Source organism: Shimia aestuarii (genome assembly GCF_022814865.1).
GTDB classification, from domain to species: Bacteria; Pseudomonadota; Alphaproteobacteria; order Rhodobacterales; family Rhodobacteraceae; genus Shimia; species Shimia aestuarii_A.
Genome location: NZ_JAKVRD010000003.1, coordinates 222219 through 245046 on the forward strand (window position 1 = coordinate 222219; position 22828 = coordinate 245046).

26 protein-coding genes and 1 tRNA gene are annotated in these 22828 nt (G+C 61.7%); 16 read left to right on the forward strand and 11 right to left on the reverse strand.

Annotated elements, in window-relative coordinates:
* Positions 1 to 109 precede the first annotated feature (109 nt).
* Positions 110 to 400 carry an SCP2 sterol-binding domain-containing protein gene (locus tag MK745_RS05025; protein ID WP_243612180.1) on the forward strand — a complete coding sequence of 97 codons (291 nt, stop codon included), beginning with the start codon at positions 110 to 112 and terminating at the stop codon, positions 398 to 400.
* An 8-nt stretch (positions 401 to 408) separates the two neighbouring features.
* Positions 409 to 1374, forward strand: a complete 966-nt coding sequence (locus MK745_RS05030; protein ID WP_243612181.1) for an alpha/beta fold hydrolase — start codon at positions 409 to 411, stop codon at positions 1372 to 1374.
* A gap of 6 nt (positions 1375 to 1380) precedes the next feature.
* On the opposite strand, the gene MK745_RS05035 is transcribed toward MK745_RS05030, so the two are convergent.
* Together MK745_RS05035 and MK745_RS05040 are read right to left on the reverse strand one after the other, a co-directional pair.
* Positions 1381 to 2223, reverse strand: coding sequence for an isocitrate lyase/PEP mutase family protein (locus tag MK745_RS05035; protein WP_243612182.1), 843 nt, complete (start codon positions 2221 to 2223; stop codon positions 1381 to 1383).
* Between the two features lie 108 nt (positions 2224 to 2331).
* On the reverse strand, positions 2332 to 2772 hold the full coding sequence (locus MK745_RS05040) for a hypothetical protein (protein WP_243612183.1): 441 nt from the start codon (positions 2770 to 2772) through the stop codon (positions 2332 to 2334).
* Between the two features lie 72 nt (positions 2773 to 2844).
* Between MK745_RS05040 and MK745_RS05045 the strand changes: the two genes are divergently transcribed.
* Entirely contained in the window at positions 2845 to 3270 is a 426-nt protein-coding gene (locus tag MK745_RS05045) for a MarR family winged helix-turn-helix transcriptional regulator (RefSeq protein ID WP_243612184.1), read from the forward strand.
* A gap of 3 nt (positions 3271 to 3273) precedes the next feature.
* Here the strand turns inward: MK745_RS05045 and MK745_RS05050 are convergent, their stop codons facing one another.
* A complete protein-coding gene (locus MK745_RS05050) occupies positions 3274 to 4104 on the reverse strand; it encodes a fumarylacetoacetate hydrolase family protein (RefSeq protein WP_243612185.1) in 831 nt (276 codons plus the stop codon).
* A 129-nt stretch (positions 4105 to 4233) separates the two neighbouring features.
* Between MK745_RS05050 and MK745_RS05055 the strand changes: the two genes are divergently transcribed.
* Together MK745_RS05055 and MK745_RS05060 are read left to right on the forward strand one after the other, a co-directional pair.
* Positions 4234 to 6054 (forward strand): M3 family oligoendopeptidase, encoded by a 1821-nt coding sequence (locus tag MK745_RS05055; protein ID WP_243612186.1) that lies wholly within the window; start codon positions 4234 to 4236, stop codon positions 6052 to 6054.
* A 91-nt stretch (positions 6055 to 6145) separates the two neighbouring features.
* Positions 6146 to 6622 carry a GNAT family N-acetyltransferase gene (locus MK745_RS05060; RefSeq protein ID WP_243612187.1) on the forward strand — a complete coding sequence of 159 codons (477 nt, stop codon included), beginning with the start codon at positions 6146 to 6148 and terminating at the stop codon, positions 6620 to 6622.
* Here MK745_RS05060 and MK745_RS05065 read toward each other — a convergent pair.
* Positions 6619 to 7089, reverse strand: coding sequence for a VOC family protein (locus MK745_RS05065; protein ID WP_243612188.1), 471 nt, complete (start codon positions 7087 to 7089; stop codon positions 6619 to 6621). The two genes, MK745_RS05060 and MK745_RS05065, sit on opposite strands and share 4 nt — an antisense overlap.
* A gap of 244 nt (positions 7090 to 7333) precedes the next feature.
* Positions 7334 to 7603: a DksA/TraR family C4-type zinc finger protein gene (locus tag MK745_RS05070; protein WP_243612189.1), complete on the reverse strand. Its 270-nt coding sequence runs from the start codon at positions 7601 to 7603 to the stop codon at positions 7334 to 7336.
* Positions 7604 to 7703: 100 nt separating this feature from the next.
* On the opposite strand from MK745_RS05070, the gene MK745_RS05075 reads away from it, so the two are divergent.
* Both MK745_RS05075 and MK745_RS05080 read left to right on the forward strand, forming a co-directional pair.
* Positions 7704 to 8876 carry a dipeptidase gene (locus tag MK745_RS05075; protein ID WP_243612190.1) on the forward strand — a complete coding sequence of 391 codons (1173 nt, stop codon included), beginning with the start codon at positions 7704 to 7706 and terminating at the stop codon, positions 8874 to 8876.
* 10 nt (positions 8877 to 8886) lie between these two features.
* On the forward strand, positions 8887 to 9225 hold the full coding sequence (locus MK745_RS05080; protein ID WP_243612191.1) for a hypothetical protein: 339 nt from the start codon (positions 8887 to 8889) through the stop codon (positions 9223 to 9225).
* 377 nt (positions 9226 to 9602) lie between these two features.
* Here the strand turns inward: MK745_RS05080 and rpoH are convergent, their stop codons facing one another.
* Complete coding sequence (gene rpoH / locus MK745_RS05085) at positions 9603 to 10499, reverse strand: RNA polymerase sigma factor RpoH (protein ID WP_243612192.1); 897 nt, start codon at positions 10497 to 10499, stop codon at positions 9603 to 9605.
* 274 nt (positions 10500 to 10773) lie between these two features.
* Here rpoH and MK745_RS05090 point away from each other — a divergent pair, with 274 nt between their 5' ends.
* Positions 10774 to 11421 (forward strand): DUF4386 domain-containing protein, encoded by a 648-nt coding sequence (locus tag MK745_RS05090; RefSeq protein WP_243612193.1) that lies wholly within the window; start codon positions 10774 to 10776, stop codon positions 11419 to 11421.
* Here the strand turns inward: MK745_RS05090 and MK745_RS05095 are convergent.
* Positions 11418 to 12443, reverse strand: a complete 1026-nt coding sequence (locus MK745_RS05095; RefSeq protein WP_243612194.1) for an RluA family pseudouridine synthase — start codon at positions 12441 to 12443, stop codon at positions 11418 to 11420. The two genes, MK745_RS05090 and MK745_RS05095, sit on opposite strands and share 4 nt — an antisense overlap.
* Between MK745_RS05095 and MK745_RS05100 the strand changes: the two genes are divergently transcribed.
* Positions 12442 to 12741, forward strand: coding sequence for a DUF6476 family protein (locus tag MK745_RS05100; RefSeq protein WP_243612195.1), 300 nt, complete (start codon positions 12442 to 12444; stop codon positions 12739 to 12741). The genes MK745_RS05095 and MK745_RS05100 overlap by 2 nt on opposite strands.
* Positions 12742 to 12751: 10 nt before the next feature.
* On the opposite strand, the gene MK745_RS05105 is transcribed toward MK745_RS05100, so the two are convergent.
* Positions 12752 to 12828, reverse strand: a tRNA-His gene (locus MK745_RS05105).
* 150 nt (positions 12829 to 12978) lie between these two features.
* Between MK745_RS05105 and MK745_RS05110 the strand changes: the two genes are divergently transcribed.
* Positions 12979 to 13167, forward strand: coding sequence for a DUF6324 family protein (locus tag MK745_RS05110; protein ID WP_243612196.1), 189 nt, complete (start codon positions 12979 to 12981; stop codon positions 13165 to 13167).
* Positions 13168 to 13174: 7 nt separating this feature from the next.
* Here MK745_RS05110 and MK745_RS05115 read toward each other — a convergent pair whose 3' ends face one another.
* From MK745_RS05115 to MK745_RS05125, 3 genes are read right to left on the reverse strand one after another with little or no spacing between them, the layout of a single operon-like run.
* Complete coding sequence (locus MK745_RS05115) at positions 13175 to 14491, reverse strand: MATE family efflux transporter (RefSeq protein WP_243612197.1); 1317 nt, start codon at positions 14489 to 14491, stop codon at positions 13175 to 13177.
* Entirely contained in the window at positions 14484 to 14996 is a 513-nt protein-coding gene (locus MK745_RS05120; protein ID WP_243612198.1) for a PaaI family thioesterase, read from the reverse strand. The genes MK745_RS05115 and MK745_RS05120 overlap by 8 nt, the downstream gene beginning before the upstream one ends.
* Positions 14996 to 15418 (reverse strand): PaaI family thioesterase, encoded by a 423-nt coding sequence (locus tag MK745_RS05125; protein ID WP_243612199.1) that lies wholly within the window; start codon positions 15416 to 15418, stop codon positions 14996 to 14998. The genes MK745_RS05120 and MK745_RS05125 overlap by 1 nt, the downstream gene beginning before the upstream one ends.
* Positions 15419 to 15534: 116 nt before the next feature.
* On the opposite strand from MK745_RS05125, the gene MK745_RS05130 reads away from it, so the two are divergent.
* The 6 genes from MK745_RS05130 (at position 15535) to MK745_RS05155 (ending at position 22815) form a co-directional block, all read left to right on the forward strand.
* Complete coding sequence (locus MK745_RS05130) at positions 15535 to 15909, forward strand: MerR family transcriptional regulator (RefSeq protein WP_243612200.1); 375 nt, start codon at positions 15535 to 15537, stop codon at positions 15907 to 15909.
* A 258-nt stretch (positions 15910 to 16167) separates the two neighbouring features.
* Positions 16168 to 16569, forward strand: coding sequence for a MerR family transcriptional regulator (locus MK745_RS05135; protein ID WP_243612201.1), 402 nt, complete (start codon positions 16168 to 16170; stop codon positions 16567 to 16569).
* Positions 16570 to 16585: 16 nt separating this feature from the next.
* A complete protein-coding gene (locus MK745_RS05140; protein ID WP_243612202.1) occupies positions 16586 to 18361 on the forward strand; it encodes an acyl-CoA dehydrogenase C-terminal domain-containing protein in 1776 nt (591 codons plus the stop codon).
* Positions 18362 to 18748: 387 nt separating this feature from the next.
* Entirely contained in the window at positions 18749 to 19384 is a 636-nt protein-coding gene (locus MK745_RS05145; RefSeq protein ID WP_243612203.1) for a glutathione S-transferase family protein, read from the forward strand.
* A gap of 15 nt (positions 19385 to 19399) precedes the next feature.
* Positions 19400 to 20611, forward strand: coding sequence for an acetyl-CoA C-acetyltransferase (locus MK745_RS05150; protein WP_243612204.1), 1212 nt, complete (start codon positions 19400 to 19402; stop codon positions 20609 to 20611).
* Positions 20612 to 20622: 11 nt separating this feature from the next.
* Positions 20623 to 22815, forward strand: a complete 2193-nt coding sequence (locus MK745_RS05155) for a 3-hydroxyacyl-CoA dehydrogenase NAD-binding domain-containing protein (protein ID WP_243612205.1) — start codon at positions 20623 to 20625, stop codon at positions 22813 to 22815.
* Positions 22816 to 22828: the final 13 nt, after the last annotated feature.

Consider the following 22828-nt stretch of genomic DNA (forward strand, 5'->3'; position numbering starts at 1 on the left):
AACGATAGGTTTGAGAAAGCGACGTAGGATACCCATAACAGTATGTATATTAGAGCGCGGCGGCCAAAATGCCAGAGGCCCCGCCCCAGGAAAAAGGACTAGAGGACCAATGAGCGATATCGTGACTGCCGCAGTGGCGGCCCTGAACGAAAAACTTGGCGATGGCGGCTTTGACGGCACGGCCAAATTCGTGATCGACGGCGAAGGCGCCGTGATGATCGATTCCGACGGCGCCCGCGCCGCCGATGACGAGGCCGACGTGACCCTCACCGCCGACGCCGAAACCTTCCAGTCGATCCTCGAAGGTGACACCAACCCCACCGCCGCCTTCATGTCGGGCAAGCTCACCGTCGATGGCGATATGGGCAAGGCAATGCAGCTCGGCACGGTCCTGAGCTGATGCGAGACATGCACCCCGCCCCCTTTCACGCCAATGTGGCCGACGGTCCCGAGACTGGCGCCGCGGTTTGGCTGAAGACCTCGGACGGGGTGCGTATTCGCGTCGCCCATTGGCAAAAACCCGATGCCAAGGGCACGGTCCTGATGTTTCCGGGCCGCACCGAATATATCGAGAAATACGGCCGCTCCGCCGCGGACTTTGCTGCGCAGGGCTATGCCATGGCCGCCATCGACTGGCGCGGTCAGGGTCTGGCCGATCGCCTGATCGACGACCGCGACGCGGGCTATGTCGATCAGTTCCCCGATTACCAACACGATGTTGCGGCGATGCTCTCGGCGCTTGAGGCGCTTGAGATGCCGAAACCGTGGTTCCTGATCGGCCACTCCATGGGCGGCTGCATCGGGCTGCGCGCGGTCATGTCCGGCCTGCCGGTCAACGCCGCCGCCTTCAGCGCCCCGATGTGGGGCATCCAGATGTCCTCGGTCATGCGTCCTGCCGCCTGGGCGCTAAGCTGGACAGGCCGCCGCGTCGGCGCAGGCACCCGCCTCGCCCCCGGCACCAAGGCCGAGACCTATGTCCTCGCCGAACCCTTCGAAGGCAATAGCCTCACGCACGATCCCGACATGTACACCTACATGCAGGAACAGATGCGCCAAGTCCCCGACATGGCCCTCGGCGGGCCAAGCCTGCACTGGCTGAACGAGGCGCTGATGGAAATGCGCACCCTTGCCGCCCGTCCCGCACCTGACATGCCCTGCCTGACCTTCCTCGGCACCGACGAGAAAATCGTCGACCCGGAAGCCATCAAGGACCGCATGGCGGGCTGGCCAAATGGGAAATTGGTGGTGATCGACGGCGCCGAACACGAGGTGCTCATGGAACTGCCCGCCATCCGCGACAAGGTCCATGCCGACTGCGCCGCCTTCTTCGACGCGCACCTCGCGCGCCACAAGGCGGCACGGCAAACCGCCTGATCCGGCCTAGCGCCGATCCCCGGCTCTCCCCTGATCCATCGCCGCACTGATAACCGCGCCGGGCAATGCATCTTCGGCATAGTCGAACGTGCCCTGTGTCCTGACCTCCTCCGCCGCGCGCATCAATCCGCCCAGCGCCGCGCGCGCAAACGATCCGCCAACACTGACCCGCTTGACGCCCGCCTCGGCCAGTTCAGCCACCGAATAGCGCGGCCCCGTCAGGCCCATCACGACATTCACCGGCTTGTCCACCGCCGCACAGACCGTCCGGATCGCTGCGATATCCGGCAGCCCCGGCGCATAGAGCACATCCGCACCCGCCTCGGAAAACGCCTGCAATCGCGCAATCGTGTCATCAAGGTCGGGCCGCTCCCAAAGAAAGTTCTCTGCGCGCGCCGTCAGGAGAAACGGCAAACCCCGCGCCGCCTCCGCAGCGGCCTCAACGCGCGCCACAGCCAGCCCCATGTCATAGATCGGGTCGCTCGGATCGCCTGTCGCATCTTCGATCGACCCGCCCACAAGGCCAAACCGGGCGGCGGCGTGAATCGTTTCGGCGCAGTCCTCGGGCGCTTCCCCGAACCCATCCTCAAGGTCCGCCGATACCGGCAATCCCGTCGCCGCCACGATCTCACCGGCATTGGCAAGGATTTCCGCCCGGCTGAGTGCTGCAAAGGAATCGCGCTTGCCCTTGGAAAACGCATAGCCCGCGCTCGTTGTCGCCAACGCCTCGAACCCCAGCCCGCTCAACAAACGCGCCGATCCCGCGTCCCAAGCATTTGGAATGACAAACGCGCCCTCCCGCGCATGCAGCGCCCTCAAGCGTTCGTATTTCGCCTCTTGTTCGCCCATCTGACGCCCTCCCTCTCCTGTCACGCATCACCCTACAGACAAAAGAACGAAAGCGGAACAAATTTTCACCCGCCGGATATCTTCAAAAAGAAGACAGCCTGAAATCTCTCAAAGATTTCGCCGCCGCGCCGCGAGCCGAAGCCCATCGCGCATATTCGCCCCGAGCAGCGCGATATTGACTGCCCCCGCAACAAGCTCGAGCGCCTGCACCCCATAGAACGCCGTATCGAAGGCTCCCGCCTGCGCCTTGGCCGCAAGGAAGAACGCAGATGGCACGAGAATCAAAAGGCCGTTCGCCGCGATGAACGGCATCCGTCTGCGTTTCTTCTCGACAACCGGCCCGCGCAGCTTTTGACCAAGCCGAAATCCCGTCCCGCCCACCAGCGCCATCGCTGGCACGAGGACAAGGAATCCCCATAAAATCATATGCTTGACCTGTGCAATGCGCGCCGCATCTGCCATGAGTTCGACCGAGACCGTCGAAAGCCAGAAAACCGAAATCATCCCAAGCGCCACCGCGCCCGCCCCTGCGTGTATCCGTGTCATCATGTCGTCTCTCCCAATCAACATAGCTTGCTATATATAATTGCATAGCAGGCTATTCAAGTGCTAGAAACCCCCATGACATTTTCCAAGGATCACTCGGCGGGCTATCTCGTCAATCATCTCGCCCGCGTCTTCGCCCGTGGCCTCGCCGCGCGGATCAAGCCGCTTGGCCTGACCATCGGCACCTTCCCGGCGCTTCTGGAACTCTGGGAAGAAGACGGGCTGACGCAAAAGCAACTGGTCGAACGGCTCGACATCGAACAGGCGACCATGGCCAACACGCTCGCTCGGATGGAGCGCGACGGGCTCATCACCCGGCTGAAGGACGCGACAGACGGGCGTGTGCAACGGGTCTGGCTGACCGACCACGCCCGCGCCCTCGAGGCCCCCGCGACCGAGGCGGCGCTGGCGGAAAACACCGCTGCGCTCGCCCCTCTTTCGACCGAGGAACAAGTTCAGTTCCTCGCCCTCATGCGGCGCATCATTGCCGCCGCACGCTAAATCTCAGCTATCCGCGACAACCGGCGTGCGCTGCGCCCCAAGGCCCTCGACGCCAAGCTCCATCACGTCGCCATCCCGAAGGTAGACCGGCGGTGTCATCCCCATACCGACCCCCGGAGGCGTTCCCGTCGCGATCACGTCGCCGGGCTGAAGCGTCATCATCTGGCTCAGGTAGGAAATCACCTCCGCCACGCCAAAGACCATCGCCTTGGTGCTGCCCGTCTGCCGCCGCTCGCCGTTCACGTCGAGCCATAGCCCAAGATTCTGCGGATCGCCCGCCTCGTCCGGCGTGACAAGCCACGGCCCCAATGGCCCGAACGTGTCCGGACTCTTGCCCTTGGTCCATTGCCCACCGCGCTCGGTCTGAAAGGCGCGCTCGGACACATCATTGGCCACGCAATAGCCCGCCACGTGATCAAGCGCTTCGGCTTCACTGACATATTTCGCAGGCTTGCCGATCACCACCGCAAGCTCCACCTCCCAGTCGCTCTTCTCCGACCCGCGCGGCAGGCGTACCGTATCGTTCGGCCCGCAGATCGCGCTCGTCGCCTTCATGAACAAGATCGGCTCCTTCGGCAGGTCCATCCCCGCTTCCGCTGCATGGTCGGAATAGTTGAGCCCGATACACATGAACTTGCCCACCCCCCCCACGGGCGCCCCAATGCGCGGATCGCCTTCAACAAGCGGCAGGTTCTCGGGGTCCACCTGCGGCAGATCGGCCAGCACATCCCCCGCCAGATCCTCCACCACACCGGACAAGTCCCGAAGCCGGCCCTCCCCATCCAACACACCGGGCTTTTCTGCCCCCATCTCACCATAGCGCAGGAATTTCATCGCTCTCTCCCTAGTCGTTTGCCCAAGACCTAGCCCAAGCCCGCGAGGAATTGAAGCGCGCCCCTTGCACCTGCCCGCCCCCTCTGCCTATCTCTTCTCCCAACAGACCCAACAAACCAGAGGCGATCCATGCTCAACCTTCCCTTTCCCGTGCGCGACGCAAACGCCACTTCCGGCTCCGATGGCCTTGGCAACCTGCCCGAATGGGATCTGAGCGACCTCTATACCTCCCCCGACGCGCCGGAACTTGAGGCCGACATGGCCTTTCTTGAGAAGGAATGCGCCGCCTTTGCCGCCGATTACGAAGGCAAGCTGGCAAGCCTCGACGCCGATGCCCTCCTGACCTGCGTGCTGCGCAACGAGAAGATCAATCAGGTCGCGGGACGCATCATGTCCTACGCGGGTCTGCGCTACTACCAACTGACAACCGACGCCGAACGCGCACAGTTCATGTCGAACTGTCAGGAAAAGCTGACGAATTTCACCACGCCGCTGGTCTTTTTCACACTCGAGCTGAACCGGATCGAAGATGACGCGCTCGCCGCCGCCTTTGCCGCCAATGCCGAGCTTGCCCGCTACAAGCCTGTCTTCGACCGCATCCGCGCCATGAAGCCTTATCAGCTCTCGGATGAGTTGGAGAAATTCCTCCACGATCTCGGCGTGGTCGGCGATGCGTGGGAGCGCCTCTTCGATGAGACCATCGCGGGCCTCACCTTCGAGATGGAAGGCGAAGAGGTCGGCATCGAGACGACCCTCAACTACCTCACCGAACAGGACCGCGCCAAGCGTGAGATGGCCGCGCGCGAGTTGGCCCGTGTGTTCGCCGAAAACATCAAGATCTTCTCCCGCGTCCACAACACCGCCGCCAAAGAAAAAGAGGTCGTCGACCGCTGGCGCAAGATGCCGACGGCTCAGACCGGCCGCCACCTCTCCAACGATGTAGAGCCCGAAGTGGTCGATGCGCTGCGCGACGCCGTGGTCGCGGCCTATCCGAAACTCTCGCACCGCTATTACGAGTTGAAACGCAAATGGCTCGGCCTCGACCGCATGCAGGTCTGGGACCGCAACGCGCCGCTGCCGATGGAAGAAACCAAGACTGTGGGCTGGGACGAGGCACGCAAGCTGGTCATGGACGCCTACAACGCCTTTGATCCCCGCATGGGCGAGATTGCCGAGCCGTTCTTTACCAAGGGCTGGATCGACGCAGGCGTCAAACCCGGCAAGGCCCCCGGCGCCTTTGCCCATCCGACCGTCACCAATGTGCACCCCTATGTGATGCTGAACTACCTCGGCAAACCGCGCGACGTGATGACTCTCGCCCATGAACTCGGCCATGGCGTGCATCAGGTGCTCGCCGCCGATCAGGGCGAAATGCTCTCCTCCACGCCGCTGACCTTGGCCGAAACCGCCTCGGTCTTTGGCGAGATGCTGACCTTCCGCAAAATGCTCGACAACGCCGAGACCAAGGAACAGCGCAAAGTGCTTCTCGCCGGCAAGGTCGAGGACATGATCAACACCGTGGTGCGTCAGATCGCCTTTTACGATTTCGAATGCAAGCTCCACGCCGCCCGCCGCGAAAGCGAACTGACGCCCGAGGATATCAACGCCCTCTGGATGTCGGTGCAGGCGGAATCCCTCGGCCCGGCGTTTGATTTCATGGACGGGTATGAGACCTACTGGGCCTACATCCCCCATTTCGTCCACTCGCCCTTCTACGTCTATGCCTACGCCTTTGGCGACGGCCTCGTGAACGCGCTCTACGCAGTCTATGCCGAGGGCGGCGAAGGGTTTGAGGACAAGTATTTCGACATGCTCAAGGCGGGTGGCTCCAAACACCATAAGGAGCTGCTCGCGCCCTTCGGCCTCGACGCGTCCGATCCGAAATTCTGGGACAAAGGCCTCAGCATGATCTCCGACATGATCGACGAGTTGGAGGCGATGGAGGGGTGAATCCCGCCTGCGGCCGCACTCGGTAGGGTGGGTTTTCAACCCACCAAACCAACCTGTGCATCAAACGCGCCCCTCTGACCGGAATAGGCACATGATCACCCTCGCCCCCCTTCCCCCGGACCGCACTGATCTCGTCGCAGATATCCATCTGCCACCCGACCAACAGGTCTTTGCAAGCCCCCCGCCCGAGGTCATGGCCATGGGCGGGCCGGATCGTGATGGGCATATGATCCTTGAAGACGGCAAGGTCGTTGGCTTCTTCGCCATCGACCGCGCCTATGCGGACGCGCATGATTTTGCCGAAACCGGCACCATCGGGTTGCGCATGTTCTCGGTCGACACCCGCGCACAGGGGCGCGGCATCGCAACCTTCGCCTGCCGCGCACTCGCGAGCTACCTGCCAGAGCACTACCCGGTGGCAGCGGCCTGCTACCTGACCGTGAACCACCGCAACCCGCGCGCCAAGACGGTCTACCTCAAGAGCGGCTTTGAAGACACGGGCGCCGATTACCTCGGTGGTGCGGCGGGGCCGCAATACATCATGCGGCTCACCATGCCCCGCCCCTAGGCCGTGCCGCCCTCTGTGGGCGCGTGCCAAGTCGGGTCTTGTGCGACAAGCTCGACAGTGTTGCCATCGGGATCAAAGGTAAACACCCCGCGCCAGCCGACCCAGTCGAAATACTCGACGTTATATTCCCGCCCAAGCGACTCATACCACGCCATGACCGCCTCTTGCTCTTCCCAAGGCACGGTAAGGGCAATGTGATGCAGCGATGATCCCGGCCCGGTTGCAGGCGGCTCGGTGCTTCCTCGGGTCCGCCCCGCGGCTTCGATGTCATGCCGGAACAAGGCAAGGATCGTTGTATGCCCGGCAAACCCCTCGGCGATCTTTAGAAACGCGATCGGGCTTGTCTCCGGGTCATTCATCGGCTCAAGCCCGATCACATCCCGGTAAAAAGCGATCATCGCCGGTTGGTCCACACAGCGGATGGCAATCTCGCCAAGGGCGCGCACCTTGAAATCTCTCTCGGCCATCGGGGCCTCCTGTCGTCCTGTTTCGCGAGCGAGACTATCGCCGAGCCTCTCACCGGAGAAAAGCCCCCACGACCCGCACCCGGAGTTTCCAACATGTCCGCACCGATCTCGATGAAAGGAATCTTACCTCCGCACGATGCATTCACGATGTGATTTCCGAGGTCGATACAGACGCAATACCGACATAATACCGACGTGATACCGACCGCCCCTGAAGGCATTAACCTCTCGAGTCGCAGCGCCGTTACTTGAGCTGACTATCCTTGGAACCGCGCCGATTGATCCCGCCCCGTGCCTTGAACGCACCGTCGCGTTCCTCTTGGCACTCAATACAAAGCTTCACACCCGGTATGGCCTCGCGCCGCTTCTGGGGAATTTCTTCCTCACATTCGGCGCAATGGGTAAGGCTTTCTCCCACAGGGGTTTTTCTTGCCTTCATCCGCTGAAGCTCGTCGCTGATCGTCGCTTCGATCTGCTCGCTCACCGCGCCGTCGCGCGCCCATCCTCCGGCCATGGCGGTCTCCTTTCGCCCCGATCCTACCGCCGCAATCCCGTCACGTCACCCTTTGCGCGAATCTCCACGCCGCCTACCCTCCCCGAAAACGGAGGACCCCATGCGCACGTTCGGAAAATGGCTCGGCAGGCTTTTGCTGCTATGCCTCATCGCCATCATCGCTTTTGTCACTTTTGCCCCGGCATATGTCGAAGAACAACGCAACGCTGTGGCCGCGCACGATCCCTATCCGGTGACGCCTGCGGCACAGGCGCTGCACGAGACCCTGATCATCGGGGATTGGCACGCCGACAGCCTTCTGTGGAAGCGCGATCTGCTAGAGCGCGGCTCACGGGGACAGGTGGATATCCCGCGGCTGATCGAGGGAAATGTCGCGGTGCAAGTCTTTACCGCCGTGACGAAATCCCCCGCTGGCCAAAACTACGAGCACAACGAAACCGACGCCATGGACAACATCACCCTTCTCGCCGTCGGGCAGCTTTGGCCAATGCGCACATGGACCTCTCTTTATGAACGCGCCCTCTACCAAGCCGAGAAATTGCATGATTTCCAAGAAAACTCCGACGGCAAACTGCGTATCATCAAATCCGAGACAGATCTCGACGCCCTTCTCGCCGCGCGCGCTCAGGGCAAGGACGTGGTGGGAGGCATCCTCGGGATCGAAGGCGCGCATCCGCTCGAAGGCAAGTTTGAGAACCTGCAAGGGCTTCAGGACGCGGGCTATCGTCTGATTGCGCTGCAACACTTCTTCGACAACGCCATCGGCGGTTCACTGCATGGCGACGGCAATCATGGCCTGACCGAGTTTGGCCGTGAACTGGTGCAAGCCGTGGTCGATAGAGGCCTCATCCTCGACATCGCCCATTCGAGCCCACAGGTCGCCGAGGATGTGCTGGCCATGACCGACATTCCCATCGTCGTGAGCCATACAGGCATCCGCAACAACTGTCCGGTCAAGCGCAACTACGAGGACGACCTGATGCAACGCATCGCCGCTTCCGGGGGCGTGATCGGTATTGGCTACTGGGCCGACGTGACCTGCGACGATAGCCCCGCCGGAGTCGCCAAGACCATCAAGGCCGCCATTGACCTCGTGGGCGAGGATCATGTCTCGCTCGGCTCGGATTTCGACGGCTCGGTCGCGACTGCCTTCGACACATCCGAATTGGCCGCGCTGACCCAGGCGCTGATGGATATCGGCGTAAGCGAAGCACAGATCCGCAAGGTCATGGGCGACAACATGATCCGCGTCTTGCGCGCGCGCCTGAATTGACGGGTGCGCCATGATCATCGCCCTGGTTCAAATCCCGCTGCCCGGGGGCAAACGCCCCCGAGATCTGGTGACAGCTCAGTCGCTCGAGTCGACAAAGATCTTTCACAAGGTCAAGGGATTGCGCCGCAAATATTATCTCAACAACGAGGCCGGCGGTGACGGGATCTATGAATTCGATAGCCGCGAAGATGCCGAGGCCTGGTTCAATGAGGGCTGGGCCGACTGGATGGAAGGCCGCTTCGGCGCCCGCCCGACGCTGACCCTGTTTGACTGCCCCGTGGTGCTCGACAACGAAGAAGGCGAGGTGCGGGTGGACGGCATGCCCGTGCCGCCACCTTGGGAAGGCTAGACGGCGCGCGCCGCAAACTCCCGACAAAATCAATCAACTATTTGAAATCAAACAATTTTCCTTGCGCGCGGCTGCGACTCGCTGTAGGACGGTCTCAAGAATTGCAGCAAGCCAGACTCATCAGGCCGCTACAGCAAGCCATCTCGCCAGCCTCCGGGCACGCCAGACAGCACGCAACAGCCACCCAATGTCTCCAGCCAGCCAAACCATCGCTCAGATGGGCAATTCTCTTGTGCCAGCCGCTCGTGCCAGCCCGGTTTTCCAAACCACATCAATTCCGCAGCCCGCCAGCCTTCGCCAGCACGCCCCGCATCACGCGAAAAAGGCGGCGCCCTTTGGGGGCACCGCCTTTCCTGTTTTCAAAGGGGGGGCGTCGATCAGGCCGAGGTCAAAAGCCCTTGTTCTGCCGCAAGCGACCGCATCCGCTTCTGAAGCTTCTCAAAGGCACGCACCTCGATCTGGCGAATACGCTCCCGGCTCACGTCATACTGGCCGCTCAGCTCTTCGAGGGTCACCGGCTTGTCCGCCAGGCGTCGCTGCGCAAGGATGTCCTTCTCGCGATCGTTGAGCACATCCATCGCCTCTGCAAGAAGCGCCCGACGCGCCTCAAGCTCGTCGCGGGCTTCGTAATCGGCAGCTTGGTCGGCGTCTTCATCTTCAAGCCAGTCCTGCCACTCCATCGTGCCTTCGCCCTCGGTGCCGATCTGGGCATTAAGCGACGCATCCCCACCGCTCATGCGGCGGTTCATCGAGATCACTTCTTCCTCGGTGACACCAAGATCATGCGCGATACGCTTGACGTTCTCGGGGCGCATATCACCTTCTTCAAGCGCGCCGATCCGCGCCTTCGCCTTGCGCAGGTTAAAGAAGAGCTTCTTCTGAGCCGAGGTCGTGCCAAGCTTCACAAGGCTCCAGGACCGCAGAATGTATTCCTGAATGCTCGCCCGGATCCACCACATCGCATAGGTCGCAAGGCGGAACCCTTTTTCCGGGTCAAACCGCTTTACCGCCTGCATCAGACCCACATTGGCCTCCGAGATCACCTCGGCCTGCGGCAAACCATAACCGCGATACCCCATGGCGATCTTCGCTGCGAGGCGCAGGTGGCTGGTCACCATTTTATGTGCGGCTTCCGTATCTTCCTGCTCGACCCAAGCCTTGGCCAGCATGTATTCTTCTTCCGGCTCCAAGAGCGGGAATTTGCGGATTTCCTGCATGTAGCGGTTCAGACCGCCTTCCGGCGTCGGTGCCGGTAGATTTGCATAGTTGCTCATGTCGTGTCCCCCTCCAATGTTATAGGGCTTAACATCGAGATAGGTTGGCGCTAACAACCTTTCAAGCGCCGGCCCATCAATTTCTGAACGCGATATGAGGGCGTTCCTGTCGCTTTGTCACAAAGATTACCACAGTCTCACGCGCTTGTGTGCTGTATTTCCATAAGCACCGCCTTATTGCACCCTCCATGTGCGCAAACACACAGAACCGCCTAAAATCAACGTCATTTCTCTCTCAAACCCCCGCGCGCTATACTTCTGACGCGCAGAACAGATGGACGATCCGATGACCAACCCCGCCTTTGCACGCCTCGCCCGACTCGCCGGGGTGCTCTATCTCGGCATCATTCTCCTCGGCCTGACCGGCGAGGTCGCCCTCCGCGGCCCCCTCATAGACTGGAGCGATGGTGCTGCTACGGCGGCCGCTCTCGGACGCGAGACCCTAAGGTTTCGTCTTTCGGTGGGGTTTGACCTCACGATGGCCGCGTTTGATATCGCCGTCGCCTTCGTCTTTCTGCGCATGTTGCAATGCGTGCATCGCCCCGCCGCGATCACCGCAACCTTCTTGCGCCTCATTCAGGCGGCGATCCTTGTCGCAAATGCTCTGCTGGTCTGGCCCGCGCCCGAGGTGGCCCATCCCCTGCCCCTCATCGCTCGCCACGCAGCAGGCTATGACCTCGGGCTGATCTTCTTCGCACTCAACTGCTTCGTGATGGCTTGGCTCTTGCACGCCACGCGCCGCCCACCACGCTGGCTCCCGTTTGGCATCGCTGCCTCTGGTCTTGTCTATCTTGTCGGCAGTCTAACTCGGTTCTTCGCGCCTGACCTGAACACGCTGATGCAACCGGCCTACCTGATCCCTGTTGTCGCGGAAACAAGCCTCGCGCTCTGGCTCTTGTTCGGTCGCGGCGCGCGGGCCTAACCGCGTAGCGCAGCGATCAAAGCGGTCATATCTTCAGGCAACGCCGCCTCAAAGCGCATCATCTCGCCCGTGACCGGATGCTCGAACCCAAGCACCGCAGCATGCAACGCTTGACGAGCGAACCCTTTGGCCGCCGCGATCCCATCCGGCGAAAGCGCCTTTTCCGAGAGCTTGCGCCGTCCGCCATAGACCGGATCCCCGATCAACCCGTGTCCCGCATGGGCCATGTGAACCCGGATCTGATGCGTCCGCCCCGTCTCAAGCCAGCACTCCACCAATGCCGCAACCCCTGGCGCGCCAAAGGCTTCGACAATCCGCGCCCGCGTCACCGCATGCCGCCCGCCATGAAACAGCACAGCCTGTTTCTGACGGTCGGTCTTGTGCCGCGCAAGCTGCGTGGTGATCCGCATGATGTTGCCGCTTTCAAAGCTGACCCCCTTCACACCGCGCAGACGTGGGTCATTGGCATCCGGCACGCCATAGACGACCGCGTTGTAATAGCGCTCAACCGTGTGCTTCTCGAACTGCGCCGCAAGCCCCTGATGCGCGCGATCCGATTTCGCGACCACGAGAAGACCAGAGGTCTCCTTGTCGATGCGGTGCACAATCCCCGGCCGCTGCACTCCACCGACGCCCGAAAGACTATCGCCGCAGTGATGCAAGAGCGCATTGACCAACGTGCCGTTCGGCGTGCCCGGCGCAGGGTGCACGACCATGCCCGCGGGCTTATTGATCACGATAAGGTCCGCATCCTCATAGATGACCTCAAGCGGGATATCCTCTGGCCCGATATGGCTCTCATCGGCAACCGGCACGGTAATCTCCACGAGGTCGCCCTCTGCGACCTTGGCCTTTGCATCTTCCGTCACCACCCCGTTGAGCAGCACCGCCCCCTCGCCCAACAGACGCGCCAGCCGTGTGCGCGAGAGCGCCGCTTCTTCTGGAACATCGCGCGAAAGCGCCTTATCAAGGCGCTTGGGCGGGTCCTCATGGATCCGGAACGAGACGAGGGATGAGGCCATGAACGAGACTCCCGAGCCGATTGAACCGGCAAACTTGCGATTCCTGCGCCTGCTCGTGACAGGGCTGACAGGGATCATGATTGTCGGTCTTCTAGTGGTTGTCGCCCTGATTGTCATCCGCCTCAATGAGACCGGACCGACAATGCCCTCCGAGATCACGCTGCCCGAAGGCGTGACCGCCACGGCACTGACCATTGGCGAAGGCTGGTGGGCCGTCGTAACCGACGACAACCGCATCCTGATCTACGACCAACTTACCGGCACCTTGCGCCAGAGCATCGCGATCAACAAACCCTGAGAAAGAAGAGTGGTACCACCTCCCCGGCTCGAACGGGGGACCTCCTGATCCACAATCAGGCGCTCTAACCAACTGAGCTAAGGCGGCACTGGGGCGGATTTATCGTCAGCGCCCGGCGATTGCAAGTCTGGAATCGCGATTTTTTGGCCCGCTCCTCGAGGCAGCCCTCCCCCGGTGCCATCTTGCCAAGCGACGCGCTTCACGATAGGCGAAAAGCCAGCCACGAGGAGAACCGTCATGGGCATTAATACCGAACGCGACATCGAAGCCAACCTTCAGATCGGCCCAACCGACCAAGGCTTTGTGCGGATCTTCATCGAAGCCGACGGACTCGAAATTCCGATGGATTTCTCGCCCGACGAGGCCGAGGAGATCGCCGAGGAAATCCGGGCCGCCGCAGCGACGGCGCGCAAAATCTCGGGCTGAAGACCGCTTAGACCTCTGCCGCGCGCTCGAGCGCCGGATAGCGCATCCCGAGCGTCAAGCCCCGCGCCACGAACGAAACCAATAGCGCAAGCCAGAGCCCGTGATTGTCAAACACTGGGATCAGGGCCATCGCCGCGACCACGTAGATCACTAGTGAAAGCGCCATCATGTTGCGCATGTCGCGCGTGCGTGTCGCGCCGATGAATATCCCGTCGAGCATGAACGCCCCCACTCCGAGAAGCGGCGCCAGCGCCACCTCCGGCAGATAACGCCGCGCCTCGGCCCGAACCTCTGGCGCCGTGGTCAGAAGGTCGATGAGCCACCCGCCCGCGACAAGATAGAAGACCGACACGCCCAGAACGATGATCGTGCTCCACAGGCTCGCAAGCCATGCCCCCCGCCGCAGCGTCGCCCGATCACGCGCCCCAAGCGCCTGACCGACGATGGCCTCGGCGGCAAAGGCGAACCCGTCAAGCGCATGAGCTGAGATGGCGAGGAATTGCATCAACACCTGGTTCGCGGCGAGCGTTACATCGCCAAACCGTGCCCCGAGGAACAGGAAGGACATGAAGATCGCCTGAAGCATGAGCGAGCGCAGCATGATGTCGGTATTGACCGCCATCACCTCGCGCAGACGCACTGCGTCGAACACCCGCCCCCAATCGCGCCACGCAGGTTGCCGGAACGCATCCCGGCAAAGCCAGAGACCAAAGGCCAGACCGCTCCATTCCGCAAGGAAGGTCGCAATAGCAACCCCCTCGACGCCCCAGCCGAGGCCAAGCACAAACCACAGATCAAGAAGGATGTTGAGCCCGTTCATCCATATCTGCAACAGAAGGACGGCCCGCGTCCGCTCAAGCGCGATGAGCCAGCCATTGACCCCGTAAAGTGCAATCGCCGCTGGTCCGCTCCAGACCCGGATCGCAAGGTAGTCGCGCGCCAGACCCTCGACCTCCGCGCTCGCCGGAGAGAGATAGAACCCAAGCCAGAACAGTGGCAGCTGTAACAGGATGATCCCCGCCCCCGCCGCCAAGCCAATCATCAGCGCGCGGGTGAGCATGGCCGACACTTCCCCGGCCCGTCCGGCGCCATAGGCTTGTGACGTGAGACCCGTCGTGCCCATGCGCAGAAACCCGAAGAGCCAATAGATCCCCGTCAGGATCACGGCGCCAATTCCCACCGCACCGATCGGCGCCGCCTCGCCCAATTGACCCACTACACCGGTATCGACCGCGCCAAGGATTGGCACGGTCGCGTTGGAGATCACGATGGGGATGGCGGTGGCGAGAACGCGTCGATGCGTGACCGCACCAACCCTAGCCATTGTCGCGCGGCGGCATCAGGAAATGCCCTGTCGCCTGCGCGAAGAGGCGCGCGCGCTGATCCTGCCAAGCTTCGACATGAACGCTGGCATAGCGCCGCCCCGACCGGTTGACCCGCGCCCGCGCATAGGAATCGCGCGGCAGGCCGGACCGGAGATAGTCGACGTTGAAATCAATGGTCTTGGGCATGCGCGGGATTTGCCCGGCGGTGATGTCCTCGATGTTCATCTCGCCGTTTTCGAGCTCTTCCCAAAGCACAGACCATGCAAGCCCGATCACTGCCGTCACCTCGAGAAACCCCGCGATCGCGCCGCCATGCAACGCTTGAATCATCGGGTTCCCGATCAGCCCATCATCATAGGGCATCACCGCCGTCAGCTCATCGCCGCGCCGGTCGAACTCGATTCCAAGGAACTGCACATAGGGCACCCCATGCACCAAGGCGCTAAGCGCCGCATCCCGGCGTTGCTTTACGATTTGCACGGGTTCGGGTGTCTTAATTGCCATTATTGCCTCTCCACCGTGAAGGCGCCCGAGGCCGTGGCCACTGGGCGGCTTTTGTCGTCGTCAAAGGCCGTCGCCCGCACAAAGGCCACGGACCGCGTGATATGATAGCACTCGGCCCGCGTTGTCACATCCTGCCCCGGTGTCGCCGCACGCATGTAGTCGATCCGCAGGTCGATGGTCGCCGTGCCTGCGGGCGAGGACGGATGGCTCATCGCCGCCGTGCCGCAACAGGTATCCATCAATGCCGAGATCGCGCCGCCATGCAGCACCCCCGTCTCCGGATCGCCAACAAGCTTCTTGTCATAGGCAAGCGCCATCTCTGCCACGCCATCCTCGATCAAGGTGAGCTTCATGCCCAGCGCCTTACAGTGCGGCACAAGGTTGATGAACTGTTCCGCCATCTTGATCTTTGCCGAGTCCATTTTTCACTCCTTGTCACTTACCCCCGACTATGATCCCTATTTCGCAGGCGCGGCAAGGGGGCGGTTGCACCTTCTCACGCAGCGTCCTAAGTTTCCGGCGGAGGGAGAAACGCGAAATGTCCGAAACCCGATTGAGCTTTAAGGAAATGTGCGCGCGCTTTGATGTGACGCCCCGCACCCTGCGCTATTACGAGTATATCGAACTGCTTCAGCCAGAGCGCGAAGGCCGTTCGCGCTACTTCGGTCCGCGTGAGATCGCTCGCATGACCCTGATCATGCGCGGCCGCAGATTCGGCATCAAGCTCGAAGACATCCGCCAATGGCTCCTGATCTACGAACAGGAAGGCACCGAGGCCCAGATGCGCGCCTTCATCGAGATGGCCGACCGGCAGTTCGCAGAACTCGAGGAACAAAAAAGCCAACTCGAGGAAGCCATGCACGAGCTGAAATCCCTGCGCAACGTGACGGAAACCGCTCTCAAAGCCCTCTGATCCGCACAAACGTTCCCGCTTCAGGCAAGCCCCGTCGCCCCGCGACCGGGGCTTTTTCATGCGCGCCTTCTCGCTCGTCCGGTCGCGACGCCACGTCAGATTTCCGTTATTTTCCGAGATTTGTCACTTTACCTTCACAAACGCCACGTCAACTTTGGAAGTGACGCGGCGTTACAGTTACGTTAACGTCAAGCAACATTGTAACCCGGCGCTCAGACACCAAATATCATGACGAACGCCAAGCTCAGGGGTACCGCCATGCACGATGCAACAATGACCATTCGCGAGATGTGCGACGCCTATGATGTCACGCCGCGCACCTTGCGTTTTTATGAGGCCAAGGAACTCCTGTTCCCGATCCGCGAAGGCCAGAAGCGCCTATTCACCAAGCGCGACCGCGCTCGGCTCAAGCTGATCCTGCGCGGCAAGCGCTTTGGTTTCTCGCTCGAAGAAATCCGCCAGCTGCTCGACCTCTATGACATGGGCGACCAGCAGGCGACCCAACTCCAGCGCACCTATGAAGTCGCCCAAGCGCGGCTTCAGGACATGGTGGAACAACGCGACGAGTTGAACGAGGCCATCGACGACCTCAAGGAACAGCTCAAATGGGGTGAGAAAGTCATCGCCTCGATGAGCAATACGAAAAAAGCAGCAGAGTAATAAGGGAAGAGATCTGATGCCGACATATAGAGCCCCCGTGAAAGACATGCAGTTCGTTCTGCACGATGTGCTGAACGTCTCCGGATCCGATATCCCCGGCTATGAGGAGCTGGAAAGCGACTTCACGAATGCCGTGCTCGAGGAAGCCGGCAAACTGACCTCCGAAGTGCTTGCACCGCTGAATGTGGTCGGAGACACCGAGGGCTGCCGTCTTGAAAACGGCGTCGTCTATACCCCGACAGGGTTCAAGGACGCCTTCGAGCAGGTCAAAGAAGGCGGTTGGACCGGCCTCGACATGCCCGAGGAATACGGCGGGCAGAACATGCCCTACGTGCTCGGCACTGCCGTCGGCGAGATGTTCTCCTCGGCGAACCAGGCCTTCACCATGTATCAGGGTCTCACGCACGGCGCCGCGTCGGCCGTCCTCGCCCACGGCACCGATGACCAAAAGGCCAAATGGCTGCCTAAGATGGTGTCCTGCGAGTGGACCGGCACCATGAACCTGACCGAACCCCATTGCGGCACCGACCTCGGCCTGATGCGGACCAAGGCCGAACCGCAGGGTGACGGCAGCTACAAGATTTCCGGCCAGAAGATCTTTATCTCGGCTGGTGACCACGACATGTCCGACAACGTCGTGCACCTCGTCCTCGCCAAAATCCCCGGTGGCCCCGAGGGCATCAAGGGCGTCTCGCTCTTCATCGTGCCCAAGTTCCTTGTCGATGACGATGGCAACGTCGGTGCCCGCAATGGCGTCTCGGTCGGCAATATCGAAGAGAAAATGGGCATCCACGGCAACTCGACCTGCGTGCTGAACTACGACGAAGCGGAAGGCTATCTGCTCGGCGAAGAGCACAAAGGTATGCGCGCCATGTTCACCATGATGAACGAGGCCCGGATCGGTGTTGGTATGCAGGGCTTGTCGCAAGCCGAAGTTGCCTATCAGAACGCAGTTGACTACGCCAAGGACCGCCTGCAAGGCCGCGATGTGACCGGTACGAAGAACCCTGACGGCCCCGCCGATCCGCTGATCGTGCATCCTGACATCCGTCGCTCGCTGATGGATCAGAAGAGCTTTGCCGAGGGCGCGCGCGCCTTCATTCTCTGGGGGGCGACTCTGATCGACGCGGCCCACCGCAAAGACGACAAGGACGCCGACGGCCTGATCTCTCTGATGACCCCGGTCATCAAGGGCTTCCTGACCGACGAAGGCTATGACATGACCGTGCTGGCCCAGCAGGTCTATGGCGGCCACGGCTATATCGAAGAGCACGGCATGTCGCAGTTCACCCGCGACGCCCGGATCGCGATGATCTACGAAGGCGCAAACGGCGTTCAGGCGCTTGACCTCGTGGGCCGCAAACTCGGCCAGGATGGCGGCAAGCACGTCATGGCCTTCTTCGAGATGGTCAAAGATTTCTGCAAGGAAAACAGCGACGACGAGGGTCTCAAAGACTTCATCGAACCGCTCAAAGCAGCCTCCAAGGATCTTCAGGCCGCGGGGATGTATTTCATGCAAAACGGCATGAAGAACCCCAACAACGCGCTCGCAGGTTCCTATGACTTCATGCACCTCTTCGGGCATGTCTGCCTCGGGCTGATGTGGGCGAAGATGGCCAAGGCCTCCAACGCCGCGCTGGCCGCTGGCACGGACGACGCAGCGTTCTATGAGACGAAGCTGACCACGGGACGCTATTACATGGCCCGTCGCCTGCCCGCGACCGCGATGCACCTCGCGCGCATCCAGTCTGGTGCCGACACCGTTATGGGGCTCGACGCCGAGGCGTTCTGAGCAAGACACGAACTGGCACGGGCGGGGACCTCCCCGCCCTCGCCTTTGCAAGAAAAGAAGGAGACTGCCCCCCGACCCGACAGGTTTTCGCATCTGGCACGGTCGGCGTATTTGAGTATTTTTCCAGAGAAGAAGACAGGGGAGGTCCACTCCGCCATCCGGCCGCGGTCTGTCTCGGACGCACCCGGGCGGGACGACGGAGCTTCTCCTCTGGCGGTCATCGGCTCTCCAGCCTGTACCGCAAGACAGAAGGTGGCGCGTTAACCTTAATGCCCGGTAAAACCGCCCCCCTTCTTCTCTGAAAAAATACTCCACGGGGGTGCGGGGGTGTGAAACCCCCGCTGCCCGACACGGATCACACGCGGCAAGGACGACTGGGAGGACGCCATGACCATCAAACTTCACTGCTTCGGCGAAAGCGGCAATGCCTATAAGGCGGCGCTGGCGCTGGAACTCTCCGGCCTCGACTGGGAGCCGGTCTTCGTAGATTTCTTTTCCGGCATCAATCGCAGCCCGGAATTCCTCGAGAAAAACGTGATGGGTGAAGCGCCGATCCTCGAAGACGGCGACCTGACCCTGTCGCAATCCGGCGTGATTCAGGACTACGTGAGCGAGAAATCCGGCAAGTTCGGCGGGGCCAACGCCGAGGAGCGCCGCGAGATCCTGCGCTGGGTTCTCTGGGACAACCACAAGCTCTCGTCGCAGGCCGGTATGACCCGTTTCCTGATGAACTTCCTGCCCGAGGACAAGCGCCCGGCCGAGGTCATCGGCTTCATGCAAGGCCGCCTCAAGGCTGCCTACAAGACGCTCGACGCCCATCTCGAGGGCCGCGACTGGATTGTCGGCGACGGCATGACCAACGCCGACCTCTCCTGCTGCGGCTACCTCTTCTATCCCGAGCCCTTCGGCTTTGATCGCGCCCAATGGCCGAACATCGACCGCTGGCTGACCAATATTCAACAAACGCCGGGGTGGAAACACCCCTACGACCTGATGCCCGGATCCCCCGCGGACCGGGCTTGAGAAAGGAGACCCACGATGACCGAAGCCTATATCTATGACGCCGTGCGCACCCCGCGCGGCAAGGGCCGCAAGGATGGCGCCCTGCACGAGGTGACCTCCGTGCGCCTCTCCGCCACGGTGCTGAACGCGCTGAAATCCCGCAACGGCCTTGACGGTCACGCGGTCGAGGACGTGATCTGGGGCAATGTCACCCAGGTCAAGGAACAGGGTGGCTGCCTTGCACGGACCGCCGTGCTCGCCTCCGACCTCGATGAATCGATCCCCGGCCTTGCCATCAACCGCTTCTGTGCTTCGGGCATGGAAGCCGTGAACCTCGCCGCCAACCAGGTGCGCGGTGGCGCGGGCGAGGCGTATATCGCCGGTGGCGTGGAGATGATGGGCCGCGTGCCGATGGGCTCGGACGGTGCTGCCGTTGCCGTCGACCCGACCGTCGCCATGGAACATTACTTCGTCCCGCAAGGCATCTCCGCCGACATCATCGCGACGGAATATGGCTTTACCCGTGATATGGCCGACGCGCTCGCGGTCGAATCCCAGAACCGCGCCGCCGCGGCCTGGGCCGACAACCGGTTCGAGAAATCCATCGTGCCGGTGACGGATGTGAACGGCCTGACCATTCTCGACAATGACGAATACATGCGCCCCGGCACCGACATGCAGGCGCTTGGCAGCCTCAAGGCCTCCTTCGCCGAAATGGGCGAAGTCATGCCCGGGTTCGACAAGATCGCGATGATGAAATACCCCCATCTCGACAAGATCAACCACATCCACCACGCCGGGAACTCCTCGGGCATCGTGGATGGCTCGGCTGGCGTTCTGATCGGCAACGCGGAATTCGGCAAGAAATACGGCCTCAAGCCGCGCGCCCGCATCCGTCAGACCTGCAAGATCGGCACCGATCCGACAATCATGCTGACCGGCCCCGTGCCCGCGACCCAGAAGATCCTCGCCGATAGCGGCATGGCGATCTCCGACATCGACCTGTTCGAGGTCAACGAGGCCTTTGCCTCGGTCGTGTTGCGCTTCCAGCAGGCGTTTGATGTCGATCCGTCCCTCGTCAACGTCAACGGCGGCTCCATCGCCATGGGCCACCCGCTCGGTGCGACCGGCGCGATCATCATCGGCACGCTTCTGGACGAGCTTGAGCGCTCGGACAAGGAAGTCGGCCTCGCCACCCTCTGCATCGCGTCCGGCATGGGCGCAGCCACCATCATCGAACGCGTGTAAGGAGAGACAAGATGACCGAATTCCACTACGCGACCGACGCCGACGGCATCGCCACCATTACTTGGGACGTGCCCGGCAAATCCATGAATGTCATGTCTTTTGTCGGCCTCGAGGAACTCGAAGCCTGTTTCGACAAGGCGATGGCCGATGACGCCGTGAAAGGCATCATCATCACCTCGGGCAAAGAAGGCTCCTTTGCAGGCGGCATGGATCTCAACCTCCTCGCCGTGATGAAGGAACAGGCGGGCGACGACCCGGCCAAGGGCCTCTTCGACGGCATCATGCAGATGCATACCCTGCTGCGCAAAATCGAACGCGCCGGCATGGATCCGAAGACCAACAAGGGCGGCAAACCCGTCGCTTGTATCCTTCCCGGCACCGCCGCGGGTATTGGCCTCGAACTGCCGCTGGCCTGTCACCGCATCTTCGCCGCCGACAACCCCAAGGCCCGCATCGGCCTGCCGGAAATCATGGTCGGGATCTTCCCCGGCGCCGGTGGCACGACGCGCTTTGTGCGCAAGATGGGCGCCATGGCGGCCTCGCCGTTCCTGCTTCAGGGCAAGATGGTCGAGCCAAAGAAAGCCAAGTCCGCAGGCATCATCGACGAAGTGAGCGAAGACCCGATGGCCGCCGCTCGCGAATGGGTGCTGTCAGAGCCGAAGATCGTCAAGCCTTGGGACGAAAAGGGCTACAAGATGCCCGGCGGCGATCCCTATCATCCCGCTGGCTATATGACCTTTGTTGGCGCCAACGCCATGGTCAACGGCAACACCTGGGGCGTCTACCCGGCGGCCAAAGCACTTCTGTCGGCCGTTTATGAAGGCGCGCAGGTGCCCTTCGACACCGCTCTCAAGATCGAGGCGCGCTGGTTCACCCACGTGCTGATGAACCCGTCCTCCTCGGCCATGATCCGGTCGCTCTTCGTCAACAAAGAAGCGCTCGAGAAAGGCGCGAACCGCCCCGATGTGCCCGATCAACGGGTCAAGAAGATCGGTGTTCTTGGCGCAGGCATGATGGGCGCGGGCATCGCGCTGGTCTCGGCCAAGGCAGGCATGGATGTGGTCCTTATCGACCAGAACCAGGAAGCCGCAGACCGCGGCAAGGCCTACTCGGAAAGCTTCATGGACAAGGGCATCGCCCGCAAGAAAGCGACACCCGAAAAGAAAGAGGCGCTTCTGGCCAAGATCAACGCCACCACTGACCTTGATGCGCTCAAGGACGTGGACCTCATCATCGAGGCCGTGTTCGAAGACACCAAGGTCAAGGCCGAGATGACCAAGAAGGTAGAGGCGATCATCCCTGAGGATGCAATCTTTGCCTCCAATACCTCGACCCTGCCGATCACCGGGCTGGCCAAGGCGTCTGTGCGCGCGGATCAGTTCATCGGCATCCACTTCTTCTCGCCGGTCGAGAAGATGGCGCTTGTCGAGATCATCAAGGGCAAGGAAACCGGTGATCGCGCCGTGGCCAAGGCGCTCGACTACGTGCGCCAGATCCGCAAGACACCGATCGTCGTCAACGATGACCGCTTCTTCTATGCCAACCGCTGCATCATTCCTTACATCAATGAGGGCGTGATGATGGCAGGCGAAGGCGTGTCGCGTCCGCTGATCGACCACGCGGCCCAGCTTCTCGGCTTCCCCGTTGGCCCGATCCAGCTTGTCGATGAGACCTCCCTCGACCTCGGCGCAAAGATCGCCAAGGCGACGATGGAAGCGATGGGCGATGCCTATCCGAAGTCGATTGCCGATGACGTGACCTTCTGGATGGTCGACGAAGGCCGCTTGGGCCGCAAATCCAAGGCTGGTTTCTTCGACTATGACGAGAAGGGCAAACGCCTTGGCTACTGGGAGGGCTTCAACGAGAAGTTCCCGATGGCTGACGACCAGCCCGAGCTGACCGAAGTGCAGCACCGCCTGATCTTCTCGCAGGTGCTCGAGGCCGTCCGTGCGCTCGAGGCTGGCGTGCTCGAAGATATCCGCGAAGGCGATGTCGGCGCGATCCTCGGCTGGGGCTTCATGCCGTGGTCCGGTGGTCCCTTCTCCTGGCTCGACATCGTTGGTGCGCCTTGGGCCGCTGAACAGTGCGATGCGCTTCAGGCGAAGTTCGGCGACCGTTTCGCCTGCCCGCCGCTCCTGCGCGAGATGGCCGACAAGAACCAGAGCTTCTATGGCCGCTTTGGCCCCAAGGCTGCCGCAGCCTGAGGCCAACAGCCTA